Genomic DNA, 24,602 nt, shown 5'->3' with positions numbered 1-24,602 from the left:
ATGCGAGGGAGTTAGGTGGGAGTCGGGCTAATAATCAGTGAGGGGGGAAGGCTGTGTATAAAGTAATTGCAAAGAGGCTTTTAAATGCAATTCCGCTTTTATTTGTTATTTCTATTATTTCTTTTCTATTAATAAAGCTAGCACCGGGCGATCCCGTTCGAAACTTTGTAACGCCGAATATGAGCCCGATTGATGTCGAGCGTATTCGCAAAAGTTTAGGACTAGATCAACCGATTTACGTGCAATATATTTTATGGTTAAAAAATATTTTAACAGGGAACTTTGGTTACTCACTTCAAAATCATCGTCCTGTTTTAGAACTTATCACAGAAAGATTACCGGCAACAATCGGGTTAATGGGATCATCTTTACTTGTATCATTTGTAATCGCAATCCCGCTTGGACTATTTACAGGTGTGAAAAAGAACTCGTTCTTTGATCGCATCGTGAACTTTATCTCCTATGTGGGAATCTCAATGCCAGTCTTTTGGTTCGCGTTACTATTAATCTACTTATTCTCTTTAAAACTGAACTGGCTTCCGAGTATGGGTATGCGCACAGTCGGTCAAGATTCTTTTTGGGATATTGTCCAGCACGGTATTTTACCTTGCATGGTGTTAGCGTTCCAAAACGTCTCTGTTTATATGAGATACATTCGTTCAAGCACAATTCAGCAATTAGAAGAAGATTACGTGCAAATTCAATATGCGTACGGCGCTTCAAAGAAATCGGTTTTATTTAATCACGTACTTCGAAATGTATTAATTCCGATCATTACAATTTTCGGATTGTCTATTCCAAGTTTAGTAGGCGGAGCGTTTATTACGGAAACAGTATTCTCATGGCCAGGACTCGGATCGCTCGGGGTAAATGCTATTTTTAGATTTGATTATCCAATTATTATGGCAATTACATTACTATCATCGTTCATGTTAATTCTCGGTAACTTAATTGCTGATATTTTATATGGCGTAGTAGATCCGCGCATTCGAATGAGGGGGTGATTTGGAATGAACAATAGGAGATTTCAAACGATAAAAAATAGTTTTACGAAAAATAAGTTTGTTGCAATGGGGGTTATCATACTTGCGGTTTTAACGATTGCATCGATTTTTGCATTCATATCACCGTACGATCCTAGTAAAATGTCGATTCCAGATCGCTTACAAGAACCGAGTATGAGTCATCCGTTCGGAACAGATGATTATGGACGAGATTACTTAACGAGAGCATTATATGGCGGAAGAGTTTCGCTTGCAGTTGGCTTTCTCGCGATGATTGTTTCTATTACAATCGGTACCGCAGTCGGAACAATTAGTGGATATTTTGGCGGAAAGTTAGACAATCTTTTAATGCGAGTTGTGGAAGTACTTATGTCAATTCCATCATTCTTTTTAATGCTACTATTAAATGCATATTTAAAACCAGGAATTACAACGCTTGTTCTTATTATCGGATTACTAACGTGGATGGATACCGCGCGTATCGTAAGGGCAGAAACGTTATCTGTAAAAGAGCGTGAGTACGTTTTATACGCAAAAGTGTCAGGGCAAAAGTCATTTATGATCATTGTAAGACATATCATTCCGAACATTTTATCAACCATTATTATCGCAGCGACATTAACAATTGCGACATCGATTTTAATGGAATCATCACTTAGCTTCTTAGGGTTAGGTATTAGAGAGCCAGATTCTTCGTGGGGTAGCATGTTAAATAATGCGCAAGGATACATAGGTGAAGCTTGGTATTTAACACTCTTCCCAGGATTCCTTATCCTATTAACGGTATTAAGTTTTAACGTAATTGGTGAAGCGCTGAAGAAAGCTTTCGCACCAAAAGGAGCAGGGCATGAAAACTAAAGTGCTAAGTGAAGGGAGTGAGAAGCGTGTCTGAAAAACTATTAGAAGTGAAAAACTTAAAGACTTCTTTTTTCATAGAAAGTGGCGAAGTTGAAGCGGTTCGCGGTGTTTCATTTCGTTTAAATAAAGGAGAAGTAGTTGGTATCGTTGGGGAGTCTGGAAGCGGAAAGAGTGTGATGGCGAAATCAGTTATGGCTCTCGTTACGTCACCAGGGAAAGTGAAAGAAGGAGAAATCCTGTTTCATAATGAAAACATCCTTTCGAAATCTGAAAAAGAATTGCGTTCTATGAGAGGAAATCAAATTTCACTTATCTCTCAAGATCCAATGTCAGCGTTAAATCCAGTCGTGAAAATTGGAAAGCAAATGACGGAAGTAATCATACGGCATCAAAAAGTGAAAAAGAAAGAAGCAGAGCATATCGCGGTCAATTTGTTAAAACAAGTCGGTCTTTCTTCACCAGAAGAAAGGGTGAAACAATATCCGCATGAACTAAGTGGCGGTATGAAGCAGCGGGTTATGATTGCGATGGCAATGTCTTGTAATCCAGACCTTCTCATTGCGGACGAACCGACGACAGCGCTTGATGTAACGATACAAGCGCAAATACTAGATTTAATGAAAAACTTGAAAAACGAAACGAATATGTCGTTACTTCTTATTACGCATGACTTAGGAATTGTTGCGCAAAACTGTACACGAGTTATCGTAATGTACGGCGGGCTTATTATGGAAGAAGGGCCTGTACTTGATATTTTCCAATCGCCGAATCATCCATATACGAAAGGTCTATTAAACTCTCTGCCAAAAATATCGAATGGCGTAAAAGAAAGACTCGCGCCAATTCAAGGTGTAACACCAAACTTACTACATCCGCCGAAAGGTTGCCCATTCGCAGAGCGTTGTCCACATAAAATGGACATTTGTGAAAAAGAACGTCCGCCATATTTTGAAATTGGAAACGAAAGACGCTCTATGTGCTGGCTAAATGATAGGGCGGTAGGTGATTCCCATGAATGAAGAAAACTTAATTGAAGTTCGGAACTTAAAAAAGTATTTTCCTATTAAAAAAGGACTATTCGGCAGAAAAACAGAGCAATTAAAAGCAGTAGACGACCTTAGCTTCACAATTAAAAAGGGTGAAACATTCGGATTAGTAGGAGAATCAGGCTGCGGAAAATCGACGACAGGAAGAAGTATCATTCGTTTACACGACGTCACTTCAGGGAACGTTTTATTCGACGGACAAGATATCGCGAATTTAAAAGAAAGTGAACTAAAAGAATATCGAAAACGAATGCAAATCATTTTCCAAGATCCATACGCATCATTAAACCCGGCAATGAACGTATTCCAAATTATTAGCGAACCGATGAACATTCACAGCTCTTACACAGCGGAAGAAAGAAAAGAAATGATTCTAGACCTTCTCAAAAAAGTAGGACTAAAAGAAGAACACCTATATCGCTACCCGCACGAATTTAGCGGAGGTCAACGCCAGCGCATCAGCATCGCGCGTGCACTATCTGTAAAGCCAGACTTCATCCTATGTGACGAACCAATCTCAGCACTCGATGTCTCAGTCCAAGCACAAGTCGTAAACATGCTGCAAGACATCCAAGAAGAAACAGGAGTCACATACTTATTCATCGCACATGACCTATCAATGGTAAGGCACATATCAGATCGAATCGGAGTCATGTACCTAGGAAACATAGTAGAAATCGCCGACAGTGAAGACCTATACACAAAACCGGCACATCCATACACACAAGCACTACTCTCATCCATGCCAGAACCAGATCCCACAAACACAGGCAAAGAACGGATTATTCTGCAAGGTGAAGTACCAAGCCCGCTAAACTCACCATCCGGCTGCAAATTCAGAACGCGCTGCAAATTCGCCACTGAAAAATGCGCGCAGGAAGTACCGAAGATGGTGGAGATTGCGAAGGGGCATGAAGTGGCTTGTCATTTGTTTTAGAGGAGGAAGCATCGGGGGGACCTGGTGCTTTTTGTTCTTTCTTTGTAAGGGGCGTGAATTGGATCAAGCAAAAAAATATGAATGATATCATTTTACATGTAGGGGATATTAGAATGAGTGGTTGACGAGGATTGAATCCTGATGTTATGTTATATGATAACGAATCTTGGAGGTGAGTAGATCGTTGACTAATGAAAAATATGATGTATCAGAAATTATTGAAATTCCAGATGAGTACTATTATATAACTGTCCCTAAACAAGTCATTTCAGAAGCAGTGCGTGAAGGGATGCATAATAAGCGTCTATCATTACGAAAGGCGGCAGATAAGATTGAGGGTATGAGCTTTCCGCAAATAGCCCGTATTACTTCTGGAGAGAATTATAATATTGATACATTACTTAAAGTATTAAACGTACTAGATTTGGAAATCCAAATTAAACCGAAAAGTAAGTAATTCATATGCATTTTTACTAATGTTAAGTTGAATAAAAAATAAATTGTTTCTGTCGATCATTGAAAAGTACATATAGGGGGAATTTCGAATGAATTATGTTGTTATTACAGAATATCCGAATCTGGTGTTTGGTAAGGATTTTGTAAAATTGCTAAGTGGCGCGCTTTCTAAGCGAACGAAGCTTGGGCTATTGGATAGTCTCTATCGATTAAATCGATATGGATTAGATTCCATGATGACAGGAAGTCGTTTGCGGGAAAATTCCGAGGGAGTGGGAATTTTATATATCCAGCAGGATACTCTGGAGTTAGAGTTAATGATTGAAGCGAAAGAGAGTTCTTTATTCGTTAGAGTACATAGTTGCAAGCGAAAAGGACTAGAAGCTATAAGGGGTTAGAATACGATTATTATCGTATTCTAATCTCCCTAATAATAAAACCCTTATATGAACTGAGATGACACAGACAGATATGGAATAGAGAATATAAAATATAAAAAGAGAGAGAGGGAAAATATAAAAATTTAGCTTTCGTTTAATAAAGTAGGAATATAATTCAATTTTGTTACTGAATAAGAATGTAGGATATATAGGGAAAATAAATTTAATATCGTTAGAGTATAGTAAAAGTATATTGGTGTGCTAATTTAATAGTTTTTTGTTGAATACTGAGGGCAGTGATTCTATTTGTATAAAAAAAGTTAAACTTATAGTACAAAAAAATAATGAATTTTTGAAAAAAGGGTCTATAAACATTTGTTTATAGACCCTTTTTTAGTTGAATGGAAATGGATTTTACGCGCTAGAAAAAATAAAGGTATGGACACGAAATTTGTTATCATATAAAATAACGAGTGTAATCATATTTGATAACGAAAAGTTGGGGGTATCTTGTATGGAAAAGGACTTTAATAAAATAGAGAATCGTGAAATTATAAAACGTTTGTTAATTTCAGAAGACTATTATGAGTATTGCATCATAGAGTCTTATAGAGAATTGAACGCAGATCATGCTTACTTAATTGGTATCAACGGGTTTTATGTAAAGGTTATATGTTTTGGTAGTCGTATGGTTGTAGCATCCGTTGTTTTTCCGAAAGCGTGGAAGGTTGAAGAAGTTGCTGAATGGTTATATGGAAGTGATATTTGTATAGCGATGGAAGATGAACATGGGTACTTTGTTGAAAGGGCGGATTGTATTTTAGGAGGAGTTTTCTTCAAGGGGAGATGTATTGCTGCATATGTATCAGGCACAGAAACAGTATATTGTTGGGAGGATACGTATGTTGATGCTGGAAAGTTATATGGAGAAGAAAAGTGTGCTGTAGATTTAATGTTTCCTAAGCCTACTAGTAGTATTTCGATACATTCTTATCAAGAAGAGTATATTGAAAATACACATTGTATAGTACCATCAGAGAAGTTAGAGAGTTTGCATAATGTAAGTACAGTTAATATTGAGGTTCAAGGTGATTCTAGAATTACCTTAACGATTAATTGATGATAAAAGTAAGGGTTTTCCAATTTTTTTATTTTAGTGAAAGAGAGAATGCCTTATAATATTGTATAGAGTAATAATAAATTGAAGCAACGTAGCTAGGGCTTGTATCAACATAATTTCTAGAACTGGATTTTTGATACAAGCTTTTTGTGTGCATGTTGTTCCTCTATAACAGAGATTTAGATCTATTTGTGAAGGTAACGAAAATTGTTTTTATGATATATAAAAATATAATAGAATTCATTTTAGAAAGTAGGGGGAGAGATTATTAATATGAATCAACTGGTTACAAATAAAGTAGATGAAAACACAGTACATCCTTGTTATATAAACTTTACAACCAACGCTTTGAATGATATTGCTAAACTGCTTGGTTATAAGCATAAAGAAATACCTTTTGATATAAAAAAAGGAATAGCAAAAACGTTGCTTGCATCTCAAGATACATTTTTGGTTCATCTTGAAAAAGCTAGTGGAAAAGTTAGTGAAGAAGCTGAAGAGGAGATGTATATAAATCTTAATTTTGACACTTCTAAAAACCCAGATTTGAAAGCGCCTTCGAAGGATGAAGCATTAAATTTTTATGGGGTAATAAAAGAAGATGGATTGTTAATTATAGCTGCCAAACTGTTACATAGGGGAGTTGGGCAAGCGAGCAATAGAAGACTTACTGCACAATTTCGTTTTTTTGTAAACGAATCTAGTAGAAGTAGACAATCATTACCCGATGGAATTATTGAGGGAATAAAATTATTACCAGTCGCTAGAGAGCGATCTATGCTTGTAAAAAGACGTTTAGAAAGCTGGGAAATTTACTTAGATATGATCGTAAACCGAGCTGAGAAAGAAGAAGTACTAATGGACTTTAATTCAGCAAAGTTAACTGAGAATTTAAGGGAACTGGTAATACATTGTCCGGACTTAAGAGAAAAAGTCGGTGATAAAAAATTAAGAAGTGCAACAGCGAAGTTTATTTTTGGAGAAGATAGTGCAGAAGAAACAGAAGAGACTGTTGGAAGAGTAAGACGCTTTATTTTTGAAAAGGATTTAGTAGAAATTGAACTAGACGAGGATTATGTTGAATATGCGCGACAAAATAAATGGTCTCCCGTTTCATATGGAAAAGTGCATATTAGTAATTATGGTGAATTAGCACAAGCGAGGCGCTTAAGAAAAGGATTTAGGGATTTGCAAAATGGTTTAGCAAAAAATCCGAATTTAGAAAATCTGTTGTTTGGCGAGGATTCTGCAAAGGGGACAACGGGGAATGTACATCATTTTGAATTCACAGAAGCAATCCAAGAGAATTTAAATAAATATCAAATTGAGGCTGTGAAAGGTGCATTAGCTGCTGAAGATATTTATTTAATTCAAGGTCCACCGGGTACCGGGAAAACAACAGTAATAGCAGAAATTTGTTATCAGAATGCTGAAAGAGGATTGAAAACACTTATTGCTTCACAATCAAATCTTGCGGTTGATAATGCATTAAGTAAATTGTTGGATCATCCTAAAGTTCGTATTCTTAGAAAGGGACGAACGCAAACGATTGAAGAAGAAGGGAAAAAATATATCGAAGAGAATATTGCCGAGACTTGGAAGGCGCAAACAAAGGATAATGTAGAACAAGATATTATTGAAATAAATAAAAAGGTACATGAGGTTAAAGAATCAATTAAGTTGAGTAATAAAGATATTAAGTTAAATGAAGAGAGATTAGAGTTCATTAAACAGAAGCCATCTATAGAAGAATGTATTCAGCGGTTAGAAGAAGAACTGTCTCGATATAATGTTCAAATGGATTCTTATCAATCGACCCAAGAAAAATTAGAGGGAAGAAAAGAGGTCATAGAAGAAAAGCTAACAAAGGATCGGAAAGAAATAAAGCGAATTACAGCGACGCTTGAGAATTGGTTTGAACGAAATGTGTGGCAAGATGTGACAGGGAAGATAAATAAGGAAATTGAAAATTTAAAGGAACAAATTACTTTTGTTGAGAAGAAGGAACTATTTGAACAGATTTCGGTAAAAAATGAAATGTTAGAAGCACGATTAAGCACATTGCAAGCAGAGTATTTGGAAGTGAAGCGATTTGTTTCTGAAGCGAACTACATGGAGTACGCGCAATTATGTGATTTTATTAATGGAAGGACAGACTTAAATTCAGAGACAATTTTACAATTGCAACAGAAAATAGACCATTATATAAGCATAGGGAAAGATAGCGTATTTCGTAAAGAGAGTATAGAGATTGCTATAAAAAAATGTAAGGAATTTGAGAAACAAGTCAGTTCTATTATAGGTAAACAAGAGGAAATTCTAGCAAAATATAATTACGACATCGATTTAGCTAGAAGTATCGTTCAAGATTCCAAGTATGTACTCACTCCTGAAAATGTAGGAGCGAAAATTTCTCGGGTAGCTAGTAGTGTGTTGTCTTTTAATAAACCCAATATAGTAGAAACTATTCTTTCCAAAATAAAGGGAAGGCGCCCAGAAAAAATAGAGGAGCTAATTGCGGAGTATCACGAAGCAATTACGATAAGAAAGTTTCTTTCTGTGGAAGTGAAAGAGCAAGAAAAACAGTTACGTGACTTAAGTGATTTCAAACATCAGCTTCCAATCTTTATTAAGGAATTCCAAAACGAATTAATTGAGCATTATAGACAGAAAGAAATGAAATTCTTGAACGGGGTTCATGATCTACAATCTAACTTAATAATCATTGAAGAAGAGTTACAGCAAGTAGAGCAGTTATTAACTAACATGAGAAATAAGAATATTGTTGTAGAAGAAAATAAAACAGTATCGGATATAAGGAAGTTACTGAGTAGAAAAGAGAAGAAACTTAAACAGTTAGGCAGTGAAATAGAATTTAAACAAAAATATATGGAAACTGTACAGACAAAAAACATCGAATGCCAACATAACGAAGCGGAACTATTAGAAATAGAAGAAAGTCTTACGAAAAGTCAAAGTTCAATCGCAGAGATCACATCGTGTACGAAGGAGGTAAATGAAGAATTACAAAAGCAAAACCTAATTTTCGAACCCTTCCGTGAGATTGATGTGGAAAAAGAAAAACGTGCTATAGCGAGAAACAAGAAGAGGATAGAAGGCACGATTCAAATGTTCAATGATGAAATAAGTAAGTTAAATAATCATTTGATTGTTAAAAAAGAATGGGTGAACATGCTAAGTAGTGCAAAGGATTATGATTTAAAGGCAATAAAGAACCTTTATATAAAGTATGCAAATGTAATCGGAATCACTTGTGTACAATCTGCAAGCAAGAGTTTTATGGATGAGTATCCGGATTTTGATGTAGTTATAATCGATGAAGTTTCTAAAGCGACACCACCTGAATTATTATTACCAATGTTAAAGGGAAAGAAAATTATTCTTGTTGGGGATCACCATCAATTGCCTCCTTTAATAGGTGAAGAAACATTAGAAGAAGTAGTAGAAAAAATCCCGGATGCAGTGAAACAAGAAGAGGTAAAGGCGTACTTAAAAGAGTCTTTATTTGAACGATTATTTAATTATCTTCCTGATGAGTATAAAACGACTTTACGAATTCAGTATCGTATGCATAAAGACATTATGGAAACCATCACCCAGTTTTATGAAGGGAAGGATGGTAAGACTAGTTACGGTTTAAGTTGTGGATTAGAGAATTCAGATGTGCAGCGTGACCATCAGTTAGAGGGAGAATATATTAAACGAGGACAGCATATTATGTGGTTCGATATTCCGCATGAAGAAGAATTCTTTGAACAGACAGAAGCAGGAATGACTAGTCGTTATAATGAAGCAGAAATAAAAATCATTTTAGAATTATTAAGGGATATAAACGAGGCGGTTGAGAAAGGGAAAAGGGAAGGACGTATTAACGAAAACGAGCAGAAGAAAATTGGGATTATTAGTTTCTATGGCGAACAAGTTCGAAAGTTAAAACATATCGTAGATGATCACCGTAAGGACTTAACACATTTAAGATTTAGAATAGGAACAGTAGATAGATTCCAAGGGATGGAAAGTGATGTTATAATCGCAAGTTTCGTTCGAAATCATAATAAAAGAAATGAAGACATTGGATTTTCAAATGACTATCGTCGTTTAAATGTAGCTTTATCACGTGCAAAAGAGCTTCTAGTTATTACAGGGAGTTCTAAGATGTTCACACAAAAGGCGAAGCGCATAGAGAGTAAAAAAATGTATATGAAAGTAAAAGAGGTTGTACTTGATAAAAATGGTATGCGAGATCATAAAGGCTATGTGAAGTAGGAAAGGACTTGATAATTTTGTTATGGAAATTGTGGGACAACTATTCTGAAAATGAATTTCAAGAAAGAATGTTACAACAAGCAATTCAAGATAAAGAATATTTACAAATTTTAGGATCACAAGAATGGAAGATCCCTCTCTATTTACATAATATCAAACTTACGACAGCTACAAAGATGAAGATTGATATTTTAAAAAAGATGATTATGCATACGATGTTGAACATGGAAATTACTAGTATGGAACAACTAAGTGAGTTTTTACATGTGGATAGTTTATTTATCTATGATATTGTAAGCGAAATGAAAGATACCGGTGCTATCGAAGAACAACAAGGGGCATATGGTTTAACTCAAAGAGGAATAGAACAATATAATGCAGGTATGATACTAAGTAAACCGATTCAAGAAGATTTCCTGTTTATGTATAGTGCCTTTAATAAGGAAGTTGTACTAAGGGAAAAAACGAATTTACTAGTTAACAAGGATTGGGATATTGATACATATCGATATGGACCGGAAAATGAAAGTTTAGAGGGTAAAGTATTAGAGGAAGCATTATTGCGTCAATTTATTAAGCAAAGTGGTACTGACTTTGAAATAGGTGGAAACGAAAAAATCATTTCAAAAATAGGGCCAGTTGAATTGAAAGAAGAAAAATACGCGAAATGTATAGAGTATCAGTTATACGATATGTTAGACGATAAAGTATATACAAGGGTGTGGAATGGTGCTTTAGGAAGATGGGATGAACGTTTTGAAGAAGAAATTCATAAGTACGAGAGTGAACAATGGAAAGCTCAGTATAATGAAGCGATTATTCAAAACTTCCCTGAGCGCTATGAATATTTGAGAAACACATGGAAAACAACAAATAAAAAAGGGAAAAAGAAAGTTTTACATATTTTACGTGGAAAGGACATTAGGGATAAGTTTCTTAATTCCTTTACAGAAACAAAAAGGAAAATGTTGATGGTCTCGCCATGGATTTCAAACCACGTTGTTGATCGTGAAATGCTAGAGCGATTGCAAAAATTTGCAAAGCAAAATAAGACGCTATACATTTCATGGGGAATTGCGAAGAACAGAAACAATGAAGACCGCCTTCCAAGCGTAGAACTTCTGGAACAATTAAGTGGGATTAAGCATGCTGATGGTACCCAGGCAGTATTTGTAAGGTGGTTTGGTAATCAGCACAACAAGGAAATTGTTGTAGATAGTAAGTATCATTTACTAGGCTCATTTAATTGGTTGTCATACAGAGGGGATTATGACATTCGTCATGAATCAGTAATTATGGTTAATGATGAAAAAGTGATTACAGATACTACAGAATATATTGAAGAGAAGTTTATTACAGCTCTAGAAAAAGAGTTGAATGATTTCTTGTTAATGGGATATTCGAATGTAGAAGAAGTCCAAATGTTAAATTGGATGAAAGAATTGGTGCTATTAGATAGTTCATTCGAAAAACGAAAGCAACTCTCTGATAAATTCATTACATTTTTGCGAGAAAATCAAAAAGAAGAAGTACTTCACGAGATTGCTTGTTTGTGGGCCCGTTACAATGCCGAAGACTTTGGAGTCCGCTCATACTTAAGTGAACTACTAAAGCAAGAAAAATTAGACCTTGCGAAAGAATATGTTTCTCTTTGCTTTAAAGATATTCCAACAAGTGTAATGTGGGATAGATCACCAGAATTAAAGGACTATAAAGGCTGGATGACAGAGCAAATGAATTCGCAACCAGTTAAAAAGGCTAAAGTGAAGGCGACAGGTAAAGGAAAAGGAAGACCAAGGGTGAAAAAGTAGTGATGAAAGGTTTTTTATAAATGATTGAATTTTAGTGGATGTTATAAGGAGAGGGAGCGTTTCGTTTAAATAGGAATGAAATACTCCCTTTTATTTTTTCTTTTGATGCATTTTTTTTGAATAATATATGTGACGCAAATACTACCATATTTCAAGTTATAATTTAGTTATAACAAATTCTTGGAAATGGAATCATATGGTGATGTCTGTGGAGATTGTTTTGAGCCTTATAAATTAATGACGGTGGTGTGGGGAATGGATTATAATTTTGAGATTTTATCACTTTTAGATAATTCGATGGAGTTCGAGAAGTTACATAGTAAGTTTAATCGTTTTAATCCTTTTAAAATATTAAAGGTAGATAAGTTTGAGATTAGGCATTCTAATATGATCGCTTGGCTACTTGATCCTACGGAAAATCATCATTTAGGTTCTATGTTTGTAAATAAGATTCTTTCTAAAACGTTTGTAAAAGCAGAGAATGAGGAGCGAATTGGTCAATATAATTTTATTAAATTGCATAAGCAGTCTCTTCAAGATTTGGAAGTATTCCGCGAAGTACAGACAAATAATAATAAGCGAATTGATATTTTAGCAATATCAGAGGCGCAAAAGGTTGCAATTCTTATTGAAAATAAATATAAGTCATCAGAATCAGATGGACAATTGGAGAATTACTTAAAGTTTGTTAACAAGAAATATGAAGGGTATACTATCATTCCAATATTTTTAAGTTTAGATGGTAGTGCGCCAAGTCATGAGGCATATCTTACTTTAGATTATGGGGATGTATTAAATATCCTGAAAGGGCAATTAGAAATTTATAGTGAGTATACTTCTAGTACGATTAAAGATTTTATTTCCTACTATATTGATATATTAGAAGGAGAACTTGTTCGTGATGAGGAAGATATTGAGCTAGCGTTAGCAGTATATAAAAACCATAAAGCCGCTGTGGATCTTTTATACCTAAATGGTGATGGAAAAGTGGCTGGAAAGTTTGTTAATAGAGAACTGCTAGATGCTGTGAATAGATTAAACGCTGAAGAAAAAGAAGATCTTCGCCAAATTTATATGACTTATGCTGAAACTCTCACTTTTATTCATGAAGCAGGAAATAGTGTAATGAGAGAGGCATTCTTACAATTTGTAGATCAAAATCAAATACCGGAAGACTGCTCTCATGAACATATTCGAATCCCGTCTTTCATTTTTGAAGAATGGAAACAATTCAATGAAATTGTTGGTGTTCCAAACCATGAGTGGTGGTTAAATAATGCTCTTATAACTTGGTTTGAAAGAAAAGCAGATGGGCGTATGAAACTTATCGTTGAAGTTGGACCGCTGGAATATAAACAGAGATTAAAGTTATTATGCAAGTTAGAGGAGAATGGAATTAATATTAAAGCGAAATCTAAAGAAGCTGGATCCATGTATACAAGAATTTATGCAGGATATGAAAAGATAAGTGATTGGGCAGATCAAGATGAAATTCTCCGTGTGATGAATGATATGTATAACAATGCTGATTTTAATCAAGTGTTGGCAGCTATAGGCGATACTATAAAAGGGCTTGTATACGGGGAAGAAGATTCTTCTGAAATTGTTGCGGTAGAGAGTAGCCAAACAGACGTGGATACTTTAGCTAATGCTTTTCAATTATTCGTCCATGAACAAAAGTTTCAAGAAGGCTTTTATAATATTCATCACCGACTACCATCATTTATTATGCCGGAGTTTCGCCTACTTGAAGAACAATTTGGAACACCGAAATGGAATTGGTGGTTAAATAACTGTGCAATTATGTGGTTTGAACGTTTGAAAGATAATAGATTGAAACTGACGCTAGAAATTGGACCAATAGAATCACAAAAGAGATTAGTACTATTAACAAGGCTTGAAAGTAAAGGGAGAAAAATAAGCACAGCAGCGAAAAGGCCAGAAGCGTCGTATACGAGAATTTACACAAATACAAGTAATATAAGTAATTGGTCGGATGAAGATGTAGTCATGAATGCAATGAACGAGTTATTCAATGATACGAACTGTCAAAATGTTATTCAAATGTTAACGGACATTGCTGAAGAGGGCGTTCATATTTAAAAGGGATTGCCAAGTGCAGAGGAATGTACTTGGCAATTCTTTTAATGTCATAAAGGAGATTGGTCATTAATGAAATTAGCAAAAACACAGATACAACAATTTATATCAAAACAATTGGAGCTTTTTGAGTTGGAAAAATTAGATGTCGAGTTCGCAGTTCGAGGGTTGGATTTTGATCCAAACATGTTTATTCGTGCGGGAGAAATAGGATTAGAAATAGGGTTTCATAGAATAGTATGGAACAGTCCATGTACACCAGATATGACAAAATTTATTCATCATATATTATTATGGGAACACCTAGATGAGTTAAGTAACAGTGCGAAATCGGTGGAAATTAAAGAAAGTATTATTATGGTGGCTGAGTTTAGAAAAAGGCGGTATCAGCAGTGTAAGTTTTGTGATACAAGGACATTGCCGGAACATCTTTTTGAGGATGGTGTATGTCAGGGGTGTGCTAGTGTGCATTTTGGGGTGATGTATTAAAAGTTTATATAGAAGTAATTTCAGATATGGTATGAAAAGATGGTTCTATTCTTTTATACTTGAATGAGGATTGATGAATAGAAACGAGGAGTAATATGAGTAAATTAAGTAATTGCCTTCGCATGATTGAACTCCTGCATGCGAGAGGGAAAATGAAAATTAGTGAATTAGCAGAGTTGTTGGAAGTAAAAGAGCGGATGGTCCGCATTTATCGTGATGATATTGAAATGGCAGGTATTAAAATTGAGACAACTAAGGGAAGGGACGGTGGTTACTCTCTTTCGAATACATCGTTATTTCCTATTAAAAATATGTCACAACAAGAGATAGATGCATTAAAGTTCTCCATTCAACAACTAGTTTCAAAAGGTAATGATGTTTATTCACGAGACGCACAAGTAGCGTTAGATAAATTGAACGCTGTTCGGAAAGTGGAAACGAATAAAGATCGTCATATATATTTTGTTCAAAGATCTAAGCCAAATTATGCATTTTCGAATGAAAATCAAAAATATGTACAACTACAAGAAGCGTTATTTACAAGACGTAAGGTGAAAATCCAGTATGAGAAACGGTCTGGTGAAGGGTCAGAAAGAATTATCGATCCGTACGGCTTTGTGCACTACAATGAATTCTTTTATTGCTTAGCCCTGTGTAATGATAAAAAGGAAAAACGTATGTTTAAACTATCTCGAATAAAAGATATTAAAACTTTGTATGATACATATAAAATACCCGATAATTTCGATATCCGAGAAGAATTTCCGAAATTCGGTATTATGAAAGAACCATTAGAAGTAGAGTTACTCATCTATCCGCCATTCGCTACATCCGTACCAGAATCCATTTGGGGAGAGAATCAAAGGATAGAACATAATGATGACGGTAGCATTCTCTTCCGCGCAACAATGAGCGGGAAAGAATCGATTAAGAAGTGGATTTTAGGGATGGGAGCCTCAGTTAGGGTGGTTGAACCCGGGGGATTAAGAGATGAGGTTGTTGAGGAAGGGCGGAAGTTGTTGGAGTTGTATGGTTCATTTTAAATGAATGGATTGGATGTACGAATTAAAATTAAAAGTGACGTTATAAGTACCGGTTTTAGTGTTACTATGAATATATATTAAGATTTACATATAATTTTACAAAACCTTTATAAGATATAGATAGTAAATGGGAGTATGGTTTTATATTTGGATATTTTATGTAATTCGCACACGGTTATTAATTAATTATAAAAGAATATGATAAAATATTATTAAAATACTAATGAGATGGCGTGAGGGATATTAAATATGTCTGAGGAAAAATATTTTTTAAGTTTTATAGAGCATATTAATCAAGTTGCAGCGGTTAATGCAAAAAAGATGGAAGAATTAATATATGAAGACCCAGCAAGTGCAATTGTGAAAGCTAGGCTATTTGCTGAAGCTATATTGAATGAGGTGTTCACTCAAGAAGATATAAAGGTACCATATATTTCATCCCTTTATGATAAAATTTCCTATCTTGCAAAAGAAGGTTATATAACAGCGGAAGTACAAAGGGATTTTGATACAGTTCGTTTTACGGGTAATAAGGCAGCACATGATGGTTCGTTTAATGATATTACTGCAGCTTTTAAATTGCATAAAGTTATGCATAATATTGCTGTTTGGTTATATGAAGTATATTCACCAGAACAATTGAAGATACCGGCTTATGAGCATCCAAGACCAGTACAAAGTAATGAAGCAGACATACAAGAATTGGTGAAAGCGCAAGTCATGCAATTAATTGGTGTTACTAATAAGGAAGAGACTAAAAAAGAAGAACCTATTGTTGAAGATTTAACGGAAGAGAGCATCCTTCGTAAAGACCTTCCCGAGGGAGAAAGTTATTTATTAAGAGAGCTAAAAAGATTACAAGATTCATCACAAGAGGCTATTGAAAACGCAAATGCATTTAGTCAATTTAAAAAATATATGCACGTAGAGAGAAAAATCCAAACTGATTTAGAGCGTATATTAATACAAAATAAAGAAGTTGATTCGTCTAGTTTAATTCTTCTTTGTGGTAGTGTTGGAGATGGGAAATCCCATTTATTAGCTTATTTAAAAGAGAACAAACCAGAATTATTAGAAGGGTATCAAATTTTTAATGATGCTACAGAAAGTTTTTCTCCTAACAAAAATGCAATGGAGACTTTAGAAGAAATACTTCAAGATTTCTCCGACCAATCGATTGGGCAATCGAATAAGAAAGTTATTTTAGCAATCAATATGGGAGTTCTTCACAACTTTATAACGTTAAACCATGAAGAATTTACATATGAAGCTTTAAATAAATTTGTTGACGGCAGTGGTCTATTTTCTTCAAGCATTACCACTTGTTATAGTAAAGATCATTTTGATCTAATTAGTTTCGGTGATTATCATTCGTATGAACTAACAGAAAAAGGGCCACAATCAACTTTCTTTTTAACTTTATTAAATAAAATATTTAGTAAAGAAGAGGATAATCCTTTTTATTTGGCCTATCAAGAAGATGTAAATAGTAATATTCGAACAATGGTTCATGAGAATTATGAATTTATTCAGGAACCTTACGTACAAAAACAAATTGTTAATTTAGTTATTCAAACGTTAGTGAAATTTAAGTTAGTTATATCGGCTCGTGCATTTTTGAATTTTGTAGCTGATATTATTATTCCAGATAAACTAGCAGTAATTAAGACCCTTTCTGAATTTGAAGTGTTGGAGCAAGCGGTTCCTAGTCTGATATTTAAGCGAAAAGAGCGTTCACCTATCTTGAAGTATATACATGAATTAGACCCAGTTCATAGAAGATCATCTTATATTGATCAAATTATTATCGATTTAAGTACTTTAAATGAATGGGATACGGTATTAAATCGTTGTGTAGCATCTGGTCAAGGTAGAGGATGGCTAAATCCTTTTATTGGTGAAGAAAAAGTGGACGGTCCATCATTTATTGGTTTCTCGGAAACTGTTATTCGAATCACATATTTAACGAATGAAGATTTCTCTCAAAAGATTGAGGATGAGACGTATCATAAATATGTAAACAAATTGTTTGATTTCAATTCGGGTAATAAAAAAGAAATTAAAGTCTTTTATGAAGAAATAAAAGAGGCGTTATTTAAATGGAAGGGAAGTCCGAAAAAGGGTTACATTTATTTAAATAAACCAAGCGATAAGTATAGATTGGCTCAACAACTTAATTTAAAGCCATCAATTGACCATTTAAAATTTAATCAAAATGATGTACTGGAGTCGTTTAAAGCATCACTTGTGTTAGCTTATCACAATGGAGATATTAAAAATACTATTGAGTTAGATATTGATTATCAACTTTATAATTTACTGGTAAAAGTTTGTCGAGGGTATTGTCCAAATAAAAAAGATGAAGAAGATGCGATTAAATTTACAGAGTTTGTAGAGAAAATCATGAAATTTGGAGAGAAAGAAAATGAGTTATTGATACATTTCCCTAATGACTCTCGTTTTTATAAGTTAAACAGAGATGATTTTGGTGCATTCGTGTTTGAAAGGGAGCAGTAATTGATGAATACATTACTAAAAATTGAAGAATTGGAAGAATTGTTGGGAAAAGATAGGCATGATGTTGGTAAAGTTGTAGATATTTTGCCTTTTGTTACAAAGAGAACGAAAGCCATTCGTGGAAACTTTAATGAAGTTTTAGGGGAGTATGTTCGAAATATTTGTGGTTTAAAGCTGGCTGACAAGAAGAGCAAAGGTGAAGAAGAACTATTTTCTTCTAGGAATCCTTTTGTGGATCAAATTATGGAGGAAATTGAATATACACAGGAAGCGGAATATGATCTAGATCGTTTTTTAAACCAATATTTGTTTGGTCAAGATAATAAAATTAAACCTATTCATCCATATTTGTTTAATTATATGGCTGCACCTGAGAAGAATGAGTTGTTAAAATACGGACAATTTGTAAAAGATGTTCTCGTTTATGATGAAGGTAGTATTAGTTCTGTATTTGACAATAAGGAAAGTGAAGATATATTAACAGAGTTAATATTAAATAAATTAGATATTCCAACTAAAGAGCCAGTTAAGCAATATCAACCTTTAATGGCGTTTTTAGCAAATTCATATCAGGAAGATTTATTGTTTTTGAGCCAATATAAAGATTACTTCTTGAAATCTTTCCCATTACTTACGCATTTTTATAGTTTTATGTATGTATGTCAATTGGTTGTGAAGTTTGAACAATTTGATGAAGCTGATTATTCGTATTCTAATCCTTTATATTTTGCTTTAGAATGGGAGTCTATTAGTAAGAGAAGAAAATCTGCGGATGATTTAGAAGGGTTTAGAAGAGTAAAAGATAAAGCACCTAATTTATTTGTGCACATGCACACGATGTCTCAATTAAGTTATAACGAGCTTCAGGATGAATCAGCTGATGAAAAGAAAAGCTTTAAATTTATGAATTATAGAGCATTAAAAGATTTAATAGATGAAAAAGGTCCAAATGTTTCAGAGCAATTTTTAGCAGATAGTAAACAATGGATCAATAAGTATAGTGAGCTTTGGGCGAAGCGAGTAACACCTAAAGATGCACCAGAAAATGTATCTGAGGCTTTTAAAACATTGTTTAGTTGTCTAAAAGAGGGAATGAATACAGACGCATGTAAAAAGTTTGGAGAGAACATTGAAGATTTAGGAGCAGATGTCTTCCTAAAAAATCGAGGTAGTATTGGTGCAGTCTTTAATATGAGTCATGAAATGCTGTTACTTTTAACAGCTGTATGTGTAAAAGAAGAGAGAATGCCTTTAAATCGTTTGTTTGAGGAATTTTCAAAAAGAGGAGTGGCTTTTGATCGTCATTCGAAAAAGATGATTATAGAGCTGTTTGATTCTCATAATATTCTAGATAAAAAAAGTGATAGTGGTGATGCACAGTATGTCAAACGAATTTTATAATTATATATGTGAGTTGTTATTGGGTGATTTTAAAAACCGCTCAATAAAGGCTGGGGATAGATTTTATTTACAGCTGGATAAAGTAGAGGATGTAGAGAATTTAGTAGAAGCATTCCAGGAGCAGGAAAATGTTAAGCAATTCGTTTATAAGCATGAATTAGGTGAAGCATATAAAACATTTTCAATTGAAATACAAAATGTTCAACTTGTTATTGCTTATACAAATGAAAATGTTAAACCAGATTTCTTAGTTACTTTACGAAATCAAGTTGGTGAACAAAAAGGTGTATGGAAAGATACAGCTTTATTGAGTATCGTTTCAGAGCAATTGGATTCAATTCAGGGAGGAAGTAGTGATCTTCAAAAGGATGGAATGCCGTTGCATCCTAATTCTATAGTAAAGGGATTAAAACAAGAAATTGAAAGTAGTATGTTAGATAAAACTGCTCAAATTATCCTTATAGAAAACATGGAGATGATTAAGCAAGAACAAGCACACCAACAAGTTACTTTCTTTGAATTTGAAGAAATCTTTTCTACGCTTGCAAAAGGTACGATTGAAGATAAAGACTATCAAAAATTTGCAGTTTTTAAAGATGAAGAATTAGCTACTTTTAAAGGGAATAAACAAAAAGAACGTTTAAGTGCGAATAGAGAATTATATGAATTTGTTAGGAAAATTCATGACTTTGGTTTAGGAACAGAGGAACTAGAGAAGAAGTTTATTCCTGAGGGAGCTAGTAAATTAAAACGAGAAGATTGGCAAGAAATTAACTTTGCCGATGTTAATCGGTTCCATCAGGATTATTTAGATCTTCATAAAAAGGTATCGATCAATTTAAAAGAGTTGACCGTTAAAGAAGGATTACATTTTTGGGATAAACCTCAAAAGGAAACGGCAGCAGGAGAAAGGAAAAGACACTTAGTTATATTTAATCCGGAAGGTAAGGAAGAAGTGCATTTAAATGCTGCATTTTCAATTTATGGTGGAAATGTTAAAAGCTTATCGAACAAATATGTAAAAGTACCTCCAACTTTTAAGAAAAATGTAGAAGTATCGGTAGGGAAAATAAACCTTAGTGCGGTTATAAAAACAGATGGTAAACAACCTACATTTACTAGGTTATCTTATAAGCATGAGGATAAATCAACTTTAGGCGTAGAATTATTTATTGTTGTATTACCAATCGATCCATATGTATTAGATGCTTTTAAAACAACATATTTGATTGCTCCTAATAAGCGTCTAATTGAACTTCAGCATGAAGATAATGAGCTTTCATTTGGACAAGGATATAACAAAAAATCAATGGAAATCTATGAAGAAAATGCAACTGTTGATTGTAGTATAGATGATGAACTTACTATTCTCCCTCAACCTGAAGCGTATAATGATGAAGAAGAAATGAGAGTTAACATTCGTTTGACAGAGAATGGAACAATCATTCCAGTTATATTGAAAAATGAGTTACCAGAATCTACTCCAATTAATGGAGCGCGAATTTGGAAATTAAAGCGTGAGCAGCAAAGAGATTTTGAATGGATAAATAATCGTTTGCGTTTTGGAAATAGAGAATTCTATTTAAGCCCGGAATATAAAAACTTATTCGAGTGGGAGTACCAGTGGATTGAAAATGGATTTAGGTGTGCTGTAGTAGAGTCTGATGCGTTGGTCTCTGAAGAGGTGTCTATTAGCGATGAACTAAGAGAAGCGTATAGTAGATTTTTAACTTACTTTAAAATTAAAAAAGGCATACCGAGCTTGTGTTATTACAGTGAAGAGCTAGTTAAAAGAGCAGAAGAGTATTTGAATGCTTTTATACAAGAGATTAAAAGTTTTGAAGAAGGACATGAGGCTGGCAAACGCGGACGAGATTTATTTAAGTTAGGGACAGTGATCGGGAATAATGTAATTAAATTTACACCGTTTCATCCAGTGATGGTTGCTTTCCAATTAAAAATGAATAATTTACTTTCAAATGAAGAAGTAGATAATAGTATTTTACAGCGATTAAAGCCAGATGGACTAGTTCCATATATTTATAATGATCGAGATCAATTGTATAGACCGGATAATCAGAATATCGCATTAGAGTGGATGGATTTTAAGCCAGTCAACCAAGTGTCAGTATCGGATGCAAATCAATATTTAGCAAAAGTAATTGAGGATAAAATTCAGCAATTTGAAGGACACTTTGGTTATTTATTTAGTGAGTACTCTAAAGCGCCGTTACAAATTAATTTAATTAACATTGAAAACGACCATGAAACATTTAGAGGTATTGTAAATTGGATGCTTGAAAGAATTAAATCAAAAGGGCCTGAAGGTTTAAAAGCTGTTGAAGTGACTCTTTATAAAGAAGAGGGACAGGATAGTGCATTTGATAATTTCTCAAGAATTGAATCGGTAGAGGAGTTTCAAACAAAGTTTAATATTAATTTAGGCGCAAAACAGCAGCATGAGCCTCAGGATATATTACGATTTATTCGTGAAAAGCTATTTTATTATAAAAAAGAAATAGGAGAAGAGTATAAGTATGCTCATATTTCTTTCTATAAAATGCAAGCACAAGAGCGATACGCATTACAATCTATGGATGAGATGTTATCAGGTTTAGCGATTGATGGGCTGTACACTACAGTACCTTCAATGAAGAGTGATGAGAATTATAAGAGTGGTTTCGGTGTTAAAGCATATGCTATAGGGGAAGAGAATCTATTAACGCAAACAACGTATTATTTTAATGAGTTAAGTGCAAATCTTCATAATGGAGGAAATAATACGTATCGAAAAGGTGAAGCGATTTTCTCTAGAACAACAAGTGCTGATGAAAAAACTCTAGAAGACATTTTTAAATCTTCTTATTGGGTAACGTTTGTAGACCCAAGCTTTGATCTGGAGTTCTTTAATGATTACGAGCAAAATTTAGTTGTTATTCATTATAGCGATCAATATTCATCTTCAAGTAGATATGATGCTATTACTGTAACAGACAAATCGCAACAATATCATTTTGTGATTGAAGAATTTTTAAAGACGAAGCAAGTAGCGAGTAAAAAAGAAAATGTAGAAAGTACTATCAAAGCATTTAATACTTTTAATGGTGAATGGTTACTTCGTGTTATTGGTAGTAAGGGACATTACTCTAGAGAAAAGTTGAGTATCATTTCTGCTATAAAGTTCTCTTTAGCTTATTTTGAACATCGTGATATTTTATGGGTGCCAATTTCTCTAGAAGAAGTTTTACGGGTTGCAGGTGCTGTTAATTTAAAGAAAGCAGACGGCATATTTACAGCTAAAAACTTAGGGGTAAAAGGTGTTCATAGCGATGATTTACTGTTAATAGGTTTGGAACAAGTAGAGAATGATTTATTGATGCATTTTTATCCTGTTGAAGTAAAAATTGGTGCTAACAAAAATGATGTATTAGAAAAGGCAAGAACACAGGTTAAACATACGAAGAAATTAATTAATGATGCATTAACAACCAATTCATTTGCTAGCCGTTTCTATCGTAATTTCTTTGCTCAACTTTATATTTCTAATGCCAATAAAATATTTAAAAGTAGATTCTGGGAAGAGAAAAATTATGAATTGAATAATAAAGTGGTTGAGAAACTGCTGAAAGATCAATTTATAATTTCAAACGGAATAGAATCATCGATTGGTGAAGGGGCTATATTATCCTTCCAGCGAGATGCGTATCATAGAAGCGCTAAATTGGATGAAGGAATTACATTGTTAAATCTTCCTGAGTTTGATGGATATAGTGGTCTTATACAACCAATGGAAGATATGAAGAATTGGATTCAAGAAACAGAAGGCGATTTTATTAAGGAAGAATTACTTTCTTATAAATATACAGGTGTATATAGAGAAGAAGAAAGTACAAACGCAGAAGAAAATGAGTCAGTGATTGATGTAGAGGTAGAAGAACAGCCTGAAATTATCGATTCTAATGAGGGTACTGAAGAGAAAACTGAAGTTCTCGAAGAAGAAAAAGAGCCACAAAAATTAGAAGAATCCCGAATTCTAATTGGGAAGGCAGAGAACTCGAATAGAGAGATTTATTGGGAATATGGTAATAAAGGATTGGCGAATAGACATTTGCTGATATCTGGTAAATCCGGACAAGGTAAGACATATTTCATGCAATGCTTATTATTAGAAAAATCGAAGCAAGGCATTCCAAGTATTGTTATTGATTATACAGAAGGATTTTTACCAAACCAATTAGAAGATGAATTTGTACAAGCAATGGGTACAAAGTTAAAACAAAAAATTGTATATAGTGAACAACTTCCAATTAATCCGTTTCAAAAGAATGAAAGGGATATCGGAGGAATTACGCTTCCGGAATCTAATACGGATGTTGCTGAAAGAATTAAGAGTGTATTTGCTGCTGTATATAGCACGTTAGGTGTGCAGCAATTAAATGCGATTTATGAAGGTACTCTTAATGGATTAGATAAGTATGGAGAAGATATGAGCTTAATAAAGCTTAGAGAATGTTTAGAAGAAGAGGGTTCTAACTATGCTAAGACGGCATTATCTCAAATACGACCACTTATCGATCGGAATCCATTTAGCCATCAAAATACAATCAACTGGAAAGATGTTGTAGATAGTGATGGTGAGATTTTTATTATTCAGTTGACTGGATACCCTCGAGATGTTCAATTAATGATTACAGAATTTATTTTATGGGATCTTTGGAATTATTCCGTAAGGTTTGGAAATAAAAATAATCCAATGCCTGTCATAATGGATGAAGCACAAAATCTGGATCATACGGAAAAATCACCTTCTGCACGAATTTTACAAGAAGGACGTAAATTTGGATGGTCTGCATGGTATGCAACTCAATTTTTAAAATCTCAATTGGCTACTGATGAATTAGCAAGGCTACAAAACGCTTCACAGAAGATTTATTTTGCGCCGCCAGAACAAGAGATTTCTACAATTGCTACAAGTCTATCTAATGACTCTTCAGAGAAAAAAGAATGGGAGAATAGACTTTCAACATTGAAAAAAGGTCAATGTATTGTACATGGTCCTGTGTTACAAGGAAATGGCGAATTGTCTCAGCCAACTGTAACAGTGGTTGATATTATATCTTTATCTAAGCGAATGTAAAAAGGAACCACCTTGG

General features: G+C 34.0%; 15 protein-coding genes. All 15 read left to right on the top strand.

Annotation, left to right across the window (positions count from 1 at the left end; translation table 11 throughout):
* Window positions 1–53: 53 nt before the first annotated feature.
* The 15 genes from COI75_RS01925 to dptH all read left to right on the top strand — a co-directional run bounded on the left by COI75_RS01925 (window position 54) and on the right by dptH (window position 24,586).
* Entirely contained in the window at window positions 54–1,004 is a 951-nt protein-coding gene (locus COI75_RS01925) for an ABC transporter permease (protein ID WP_000278792.1), read from the top strand.
* Between the two features lie 6 nt (window positions 1,005–1,010).
* The gene (locus COI75_RS01920) at window positions 1,011–1,862 is read left to right on the top strand and encodes an ABC transporter permease (protein WP_001065298.1); all 852 of its coding nucleotides are present in this window, start codon (window positions 1,011–1,013) and stop codon (window positions 1,860–1,862) included.
* A gap of 26 nt (window positions 1,863–1,888) precedes the next feature.
* The gene (locus tag COI75_RS01915; RefSeq protein WP_001291129.1) at window positions 1,889–2,881 is read left to right on the top strand and encodes an ABC transporter ATP-binding protein; all 993 of its coding nucleotides are present in this window, start codon (window positions 1,889–1,891) and stop codon (window positions 2,879–2,881) included.
* Window positions 2,874–3,845: an ABC transporter ATP-binding protein gene (locus COI75_RS01910; RefSeq protein ID WP_001001496.1), complete on the top strand. Its 972-nt coding sequence runs from the start codon at window positions 2,874–2,876 to the stop codon at window positions 3,843–3,845. The genes COI75_RS01915 and COI75_RS01910 overlap by 8 nt, the downstream gene beginning before the upstream one ends.
* 184 nt (window positions 3,846–4,029) lie before the next feature.
* Window positions 4,030–4,302, top strand: coding sequence for a hypothetical protein (locus COI75_RS01905; protein WP_000180578.1), 273 nt, complete (start codon window positions 4,030–4,032; stop codon window positions 4,300–4,302).
* 88 nt (window positions 4,303–4,390) lie between these two features.
* Window positions 4,391–4,699, top strand: coding sequence for a hypothetical protein (locus tag COI75_RS01900; RefSeq protein WP_001110300.1), 309 nt, complete (start codon window positions 4,391–4,393; stop codon window positions 4,697–4,699).
* Window positions 4,700–5,195: 496 nt separating this feature from the next.
* Complete coding sequence (locus COI75_RS01895) at window positions 5,196–5,801, top strand: hypothetical protein (protein ID WP_000409756.1); 606 nt, start codon at window positions 5,196–5,198, stop codon at window positions 5,799–5,801.
* A 273-nt stretch (window positions 5,802–6,074) separates the two neighbouring features.
* Window positions 6,075–10,088 (top strand): AAA domain-containing protein, encoded by a 4,014-nt coding sequence (locus COI75_RS01890; RefSeq protein ID WP_098448206.1) that lies wholly within the window; start codon window positions 6,075–6,077, stop codon window positions 10,086–10,088.
* An 8-nt stretch (window positions 10,089–10,096) separates the two neighbouring features.
* Window positions 10,097–11,899, top strand: coding sequence for a hypothetical protein (locus tag COI75_RS01885; protein WP_098448205.1), 1,803 nt, complete (start codon window positions 10,097–10,099; stop codon window positions 11,897–11,899).
* Between the two features lie 255 nt (window positions 11,900–12,154).
* Window positions 12,155–14,002 carry a PD-(D/E)XK nuclease family protein gene (locus COI75_RS01880; protein ID WP_098448204.1) on the top strand — a complete coding sequence of 616 codons (1,848 nt, stop codon included), beginning with the start codon at window positions 12,155–12,157 and terminating at the stop codon, window positions 14,000–14,002.
* 69 nt (window positions 14,003–14,071) lie between these two features.
* A complete protein-coding gene (locus COI75_RS01875) occupies window positions 14,072–14,488 on the top strand; it encodes a hypothetical protein (RefSeq protein WP_098448203.1) in 417 nt (138 codons plus the stop codon).
* Window positions 14,489–14,583: 95 nt separating this feature from the next.
* A complete protein-coding gene (locus tag COI75_RS01870) occupies window positions 14,584–15,531 on the top strand; it encodes a helix-turn-helix transcriptional regulator (RefSeq protein ID WP_098448202.1) in 948 nt (315 codons plus the stop codon).
* Between the two features lie 249 nt (window positions 15,532–15,780).
* The gene (gene dptF, locus COI75_RS01865) at window positions 15,781–18,048 is read left to right on the top strand and encodes a DNA phosphorothioation-dependent restriction protein DptF (protein WP_098448201.1); all 2,268 of its coding nucleotides are present in this window, start codon (window positions 15,781–15,783) and stop codon (window positions 18,046–18,048) included.
* Window positions 18,049–18,051: 3 nt separating this feature from the next.
* Window positions 18,052–19,449 carry a DNA phosphorothioation-dependent restriction protein DptG gene (gene dptG / locus COI75_RS01860; protein ID WP_098448208.1) on the top strand — a complete coding sequence of 466 codons (1,398 nt, stop codon included), beginning with the start codon at window positions 18,052–18,054 and terminating at the stop codon, window positions 19,447–19,449.
* Window positions 19,430–24,586 carry a DNA phosphorothioation-dependent restriction protein DptH gene (gene dptH, locus COI75_RS01855; RefSeq protein ID WP_098448200.1) on the top strand — a complete coding sequence of 1,719 codons (5,157 nt, stop codon included), beginning with the start codon at window positions 19,430–19,432 and terminating at the stop codon, window positions 24,584–24,586. Before dptG ends, dptH begins: the two co-directional genes overlap by 20 nt.
* Window positions 24,587–24,602: the final 16 nt, after the last annotated feature.

Source organism: Bacillus cereus (genome assembly GCF_002564555.1).
Taxonomy (GTDB): domain Bacteria; phylum Bacillota; class Bacilli; order Bacillales; family Bacillaceae_G; genus Bacillus_A; species Bacillus_A cereus_K.
The sequence above is the reverse complement of the archived record's forward strand: the minus strand, read 5'-3'. Positions and strand labels throughout refer to the sequence as shown.

Coding starts and splice junctions, on each gene's coding strand:
- COI75_RS01920 (WP_001065298.1), top strand. CDS start 1,011: ATGAACAATAGGAGATTTCAAACGATAAAAAATAGTTTTACGAAAAAT.
- COI75_RS01910 (WP_001001496.1), top strand. CDS start 2,874: ATGAATGAAGAAAACTTAATTGAAGTTCGGAACTTAAAAAAGTATTTT.
- COI75_RS01900 (WP_001110300.1), top strand. CDS start 4,391: ATGAATTATGTTGTTATTACAGAATATCCGAATCTGGTGTTTGGTAAG.
- COI75_RS01895 (WP_000409756.1), top strand. CDS start 5,196: ATGGAAAAGGACTTTAATAAAATAGAGAATCGTGAAATTATAAAACGT.
- COI75_RS01890 (WP_098448206.1), top strand. CDS start 6,075: ATGAATCAACTGGTTACAAATAAAGTAGATGAAAACACAGTACATCCT.
- COI75_RS01880 (WP_098448204.1), top strand. CDS start 12,155: ATGGATTATAATTTTGAGATTTTATCACTTTTAGATAATTCGATGGAG.
- COI75_RS01875 (WP_098448203.1), top strand. CDS start 14,072: ATGAAATTAGCAAAAACACAGATACAACAATTTATATCAAAACAATTG.
- COI75_RS01870 (WP_098448202.1), top strand. CDS start 14,584: ATGAGTAAATTAAGTAATTGCCTTCGCATGATTGAACTCCTGCATGCG.
- dptF (WP_098448201.1), top strand. CDS start 15,781: ATGTCTGAGGAAAAATATTTTTTAAGTTTTATAGAGCATATTAATCAA.
- dptG (WP_098448208.1), top strand. CDS start 18,052: ATGAATACATTACTAAAAATTGAAGAATTGGAAGAATTGTTGGGAAAA.
- dptH (WP_098448200.1), top strand. CDS start 19,430: ATGTCAAACGAATTTTATAATTATATATGTGAGTTGTTATTGGGTGAT.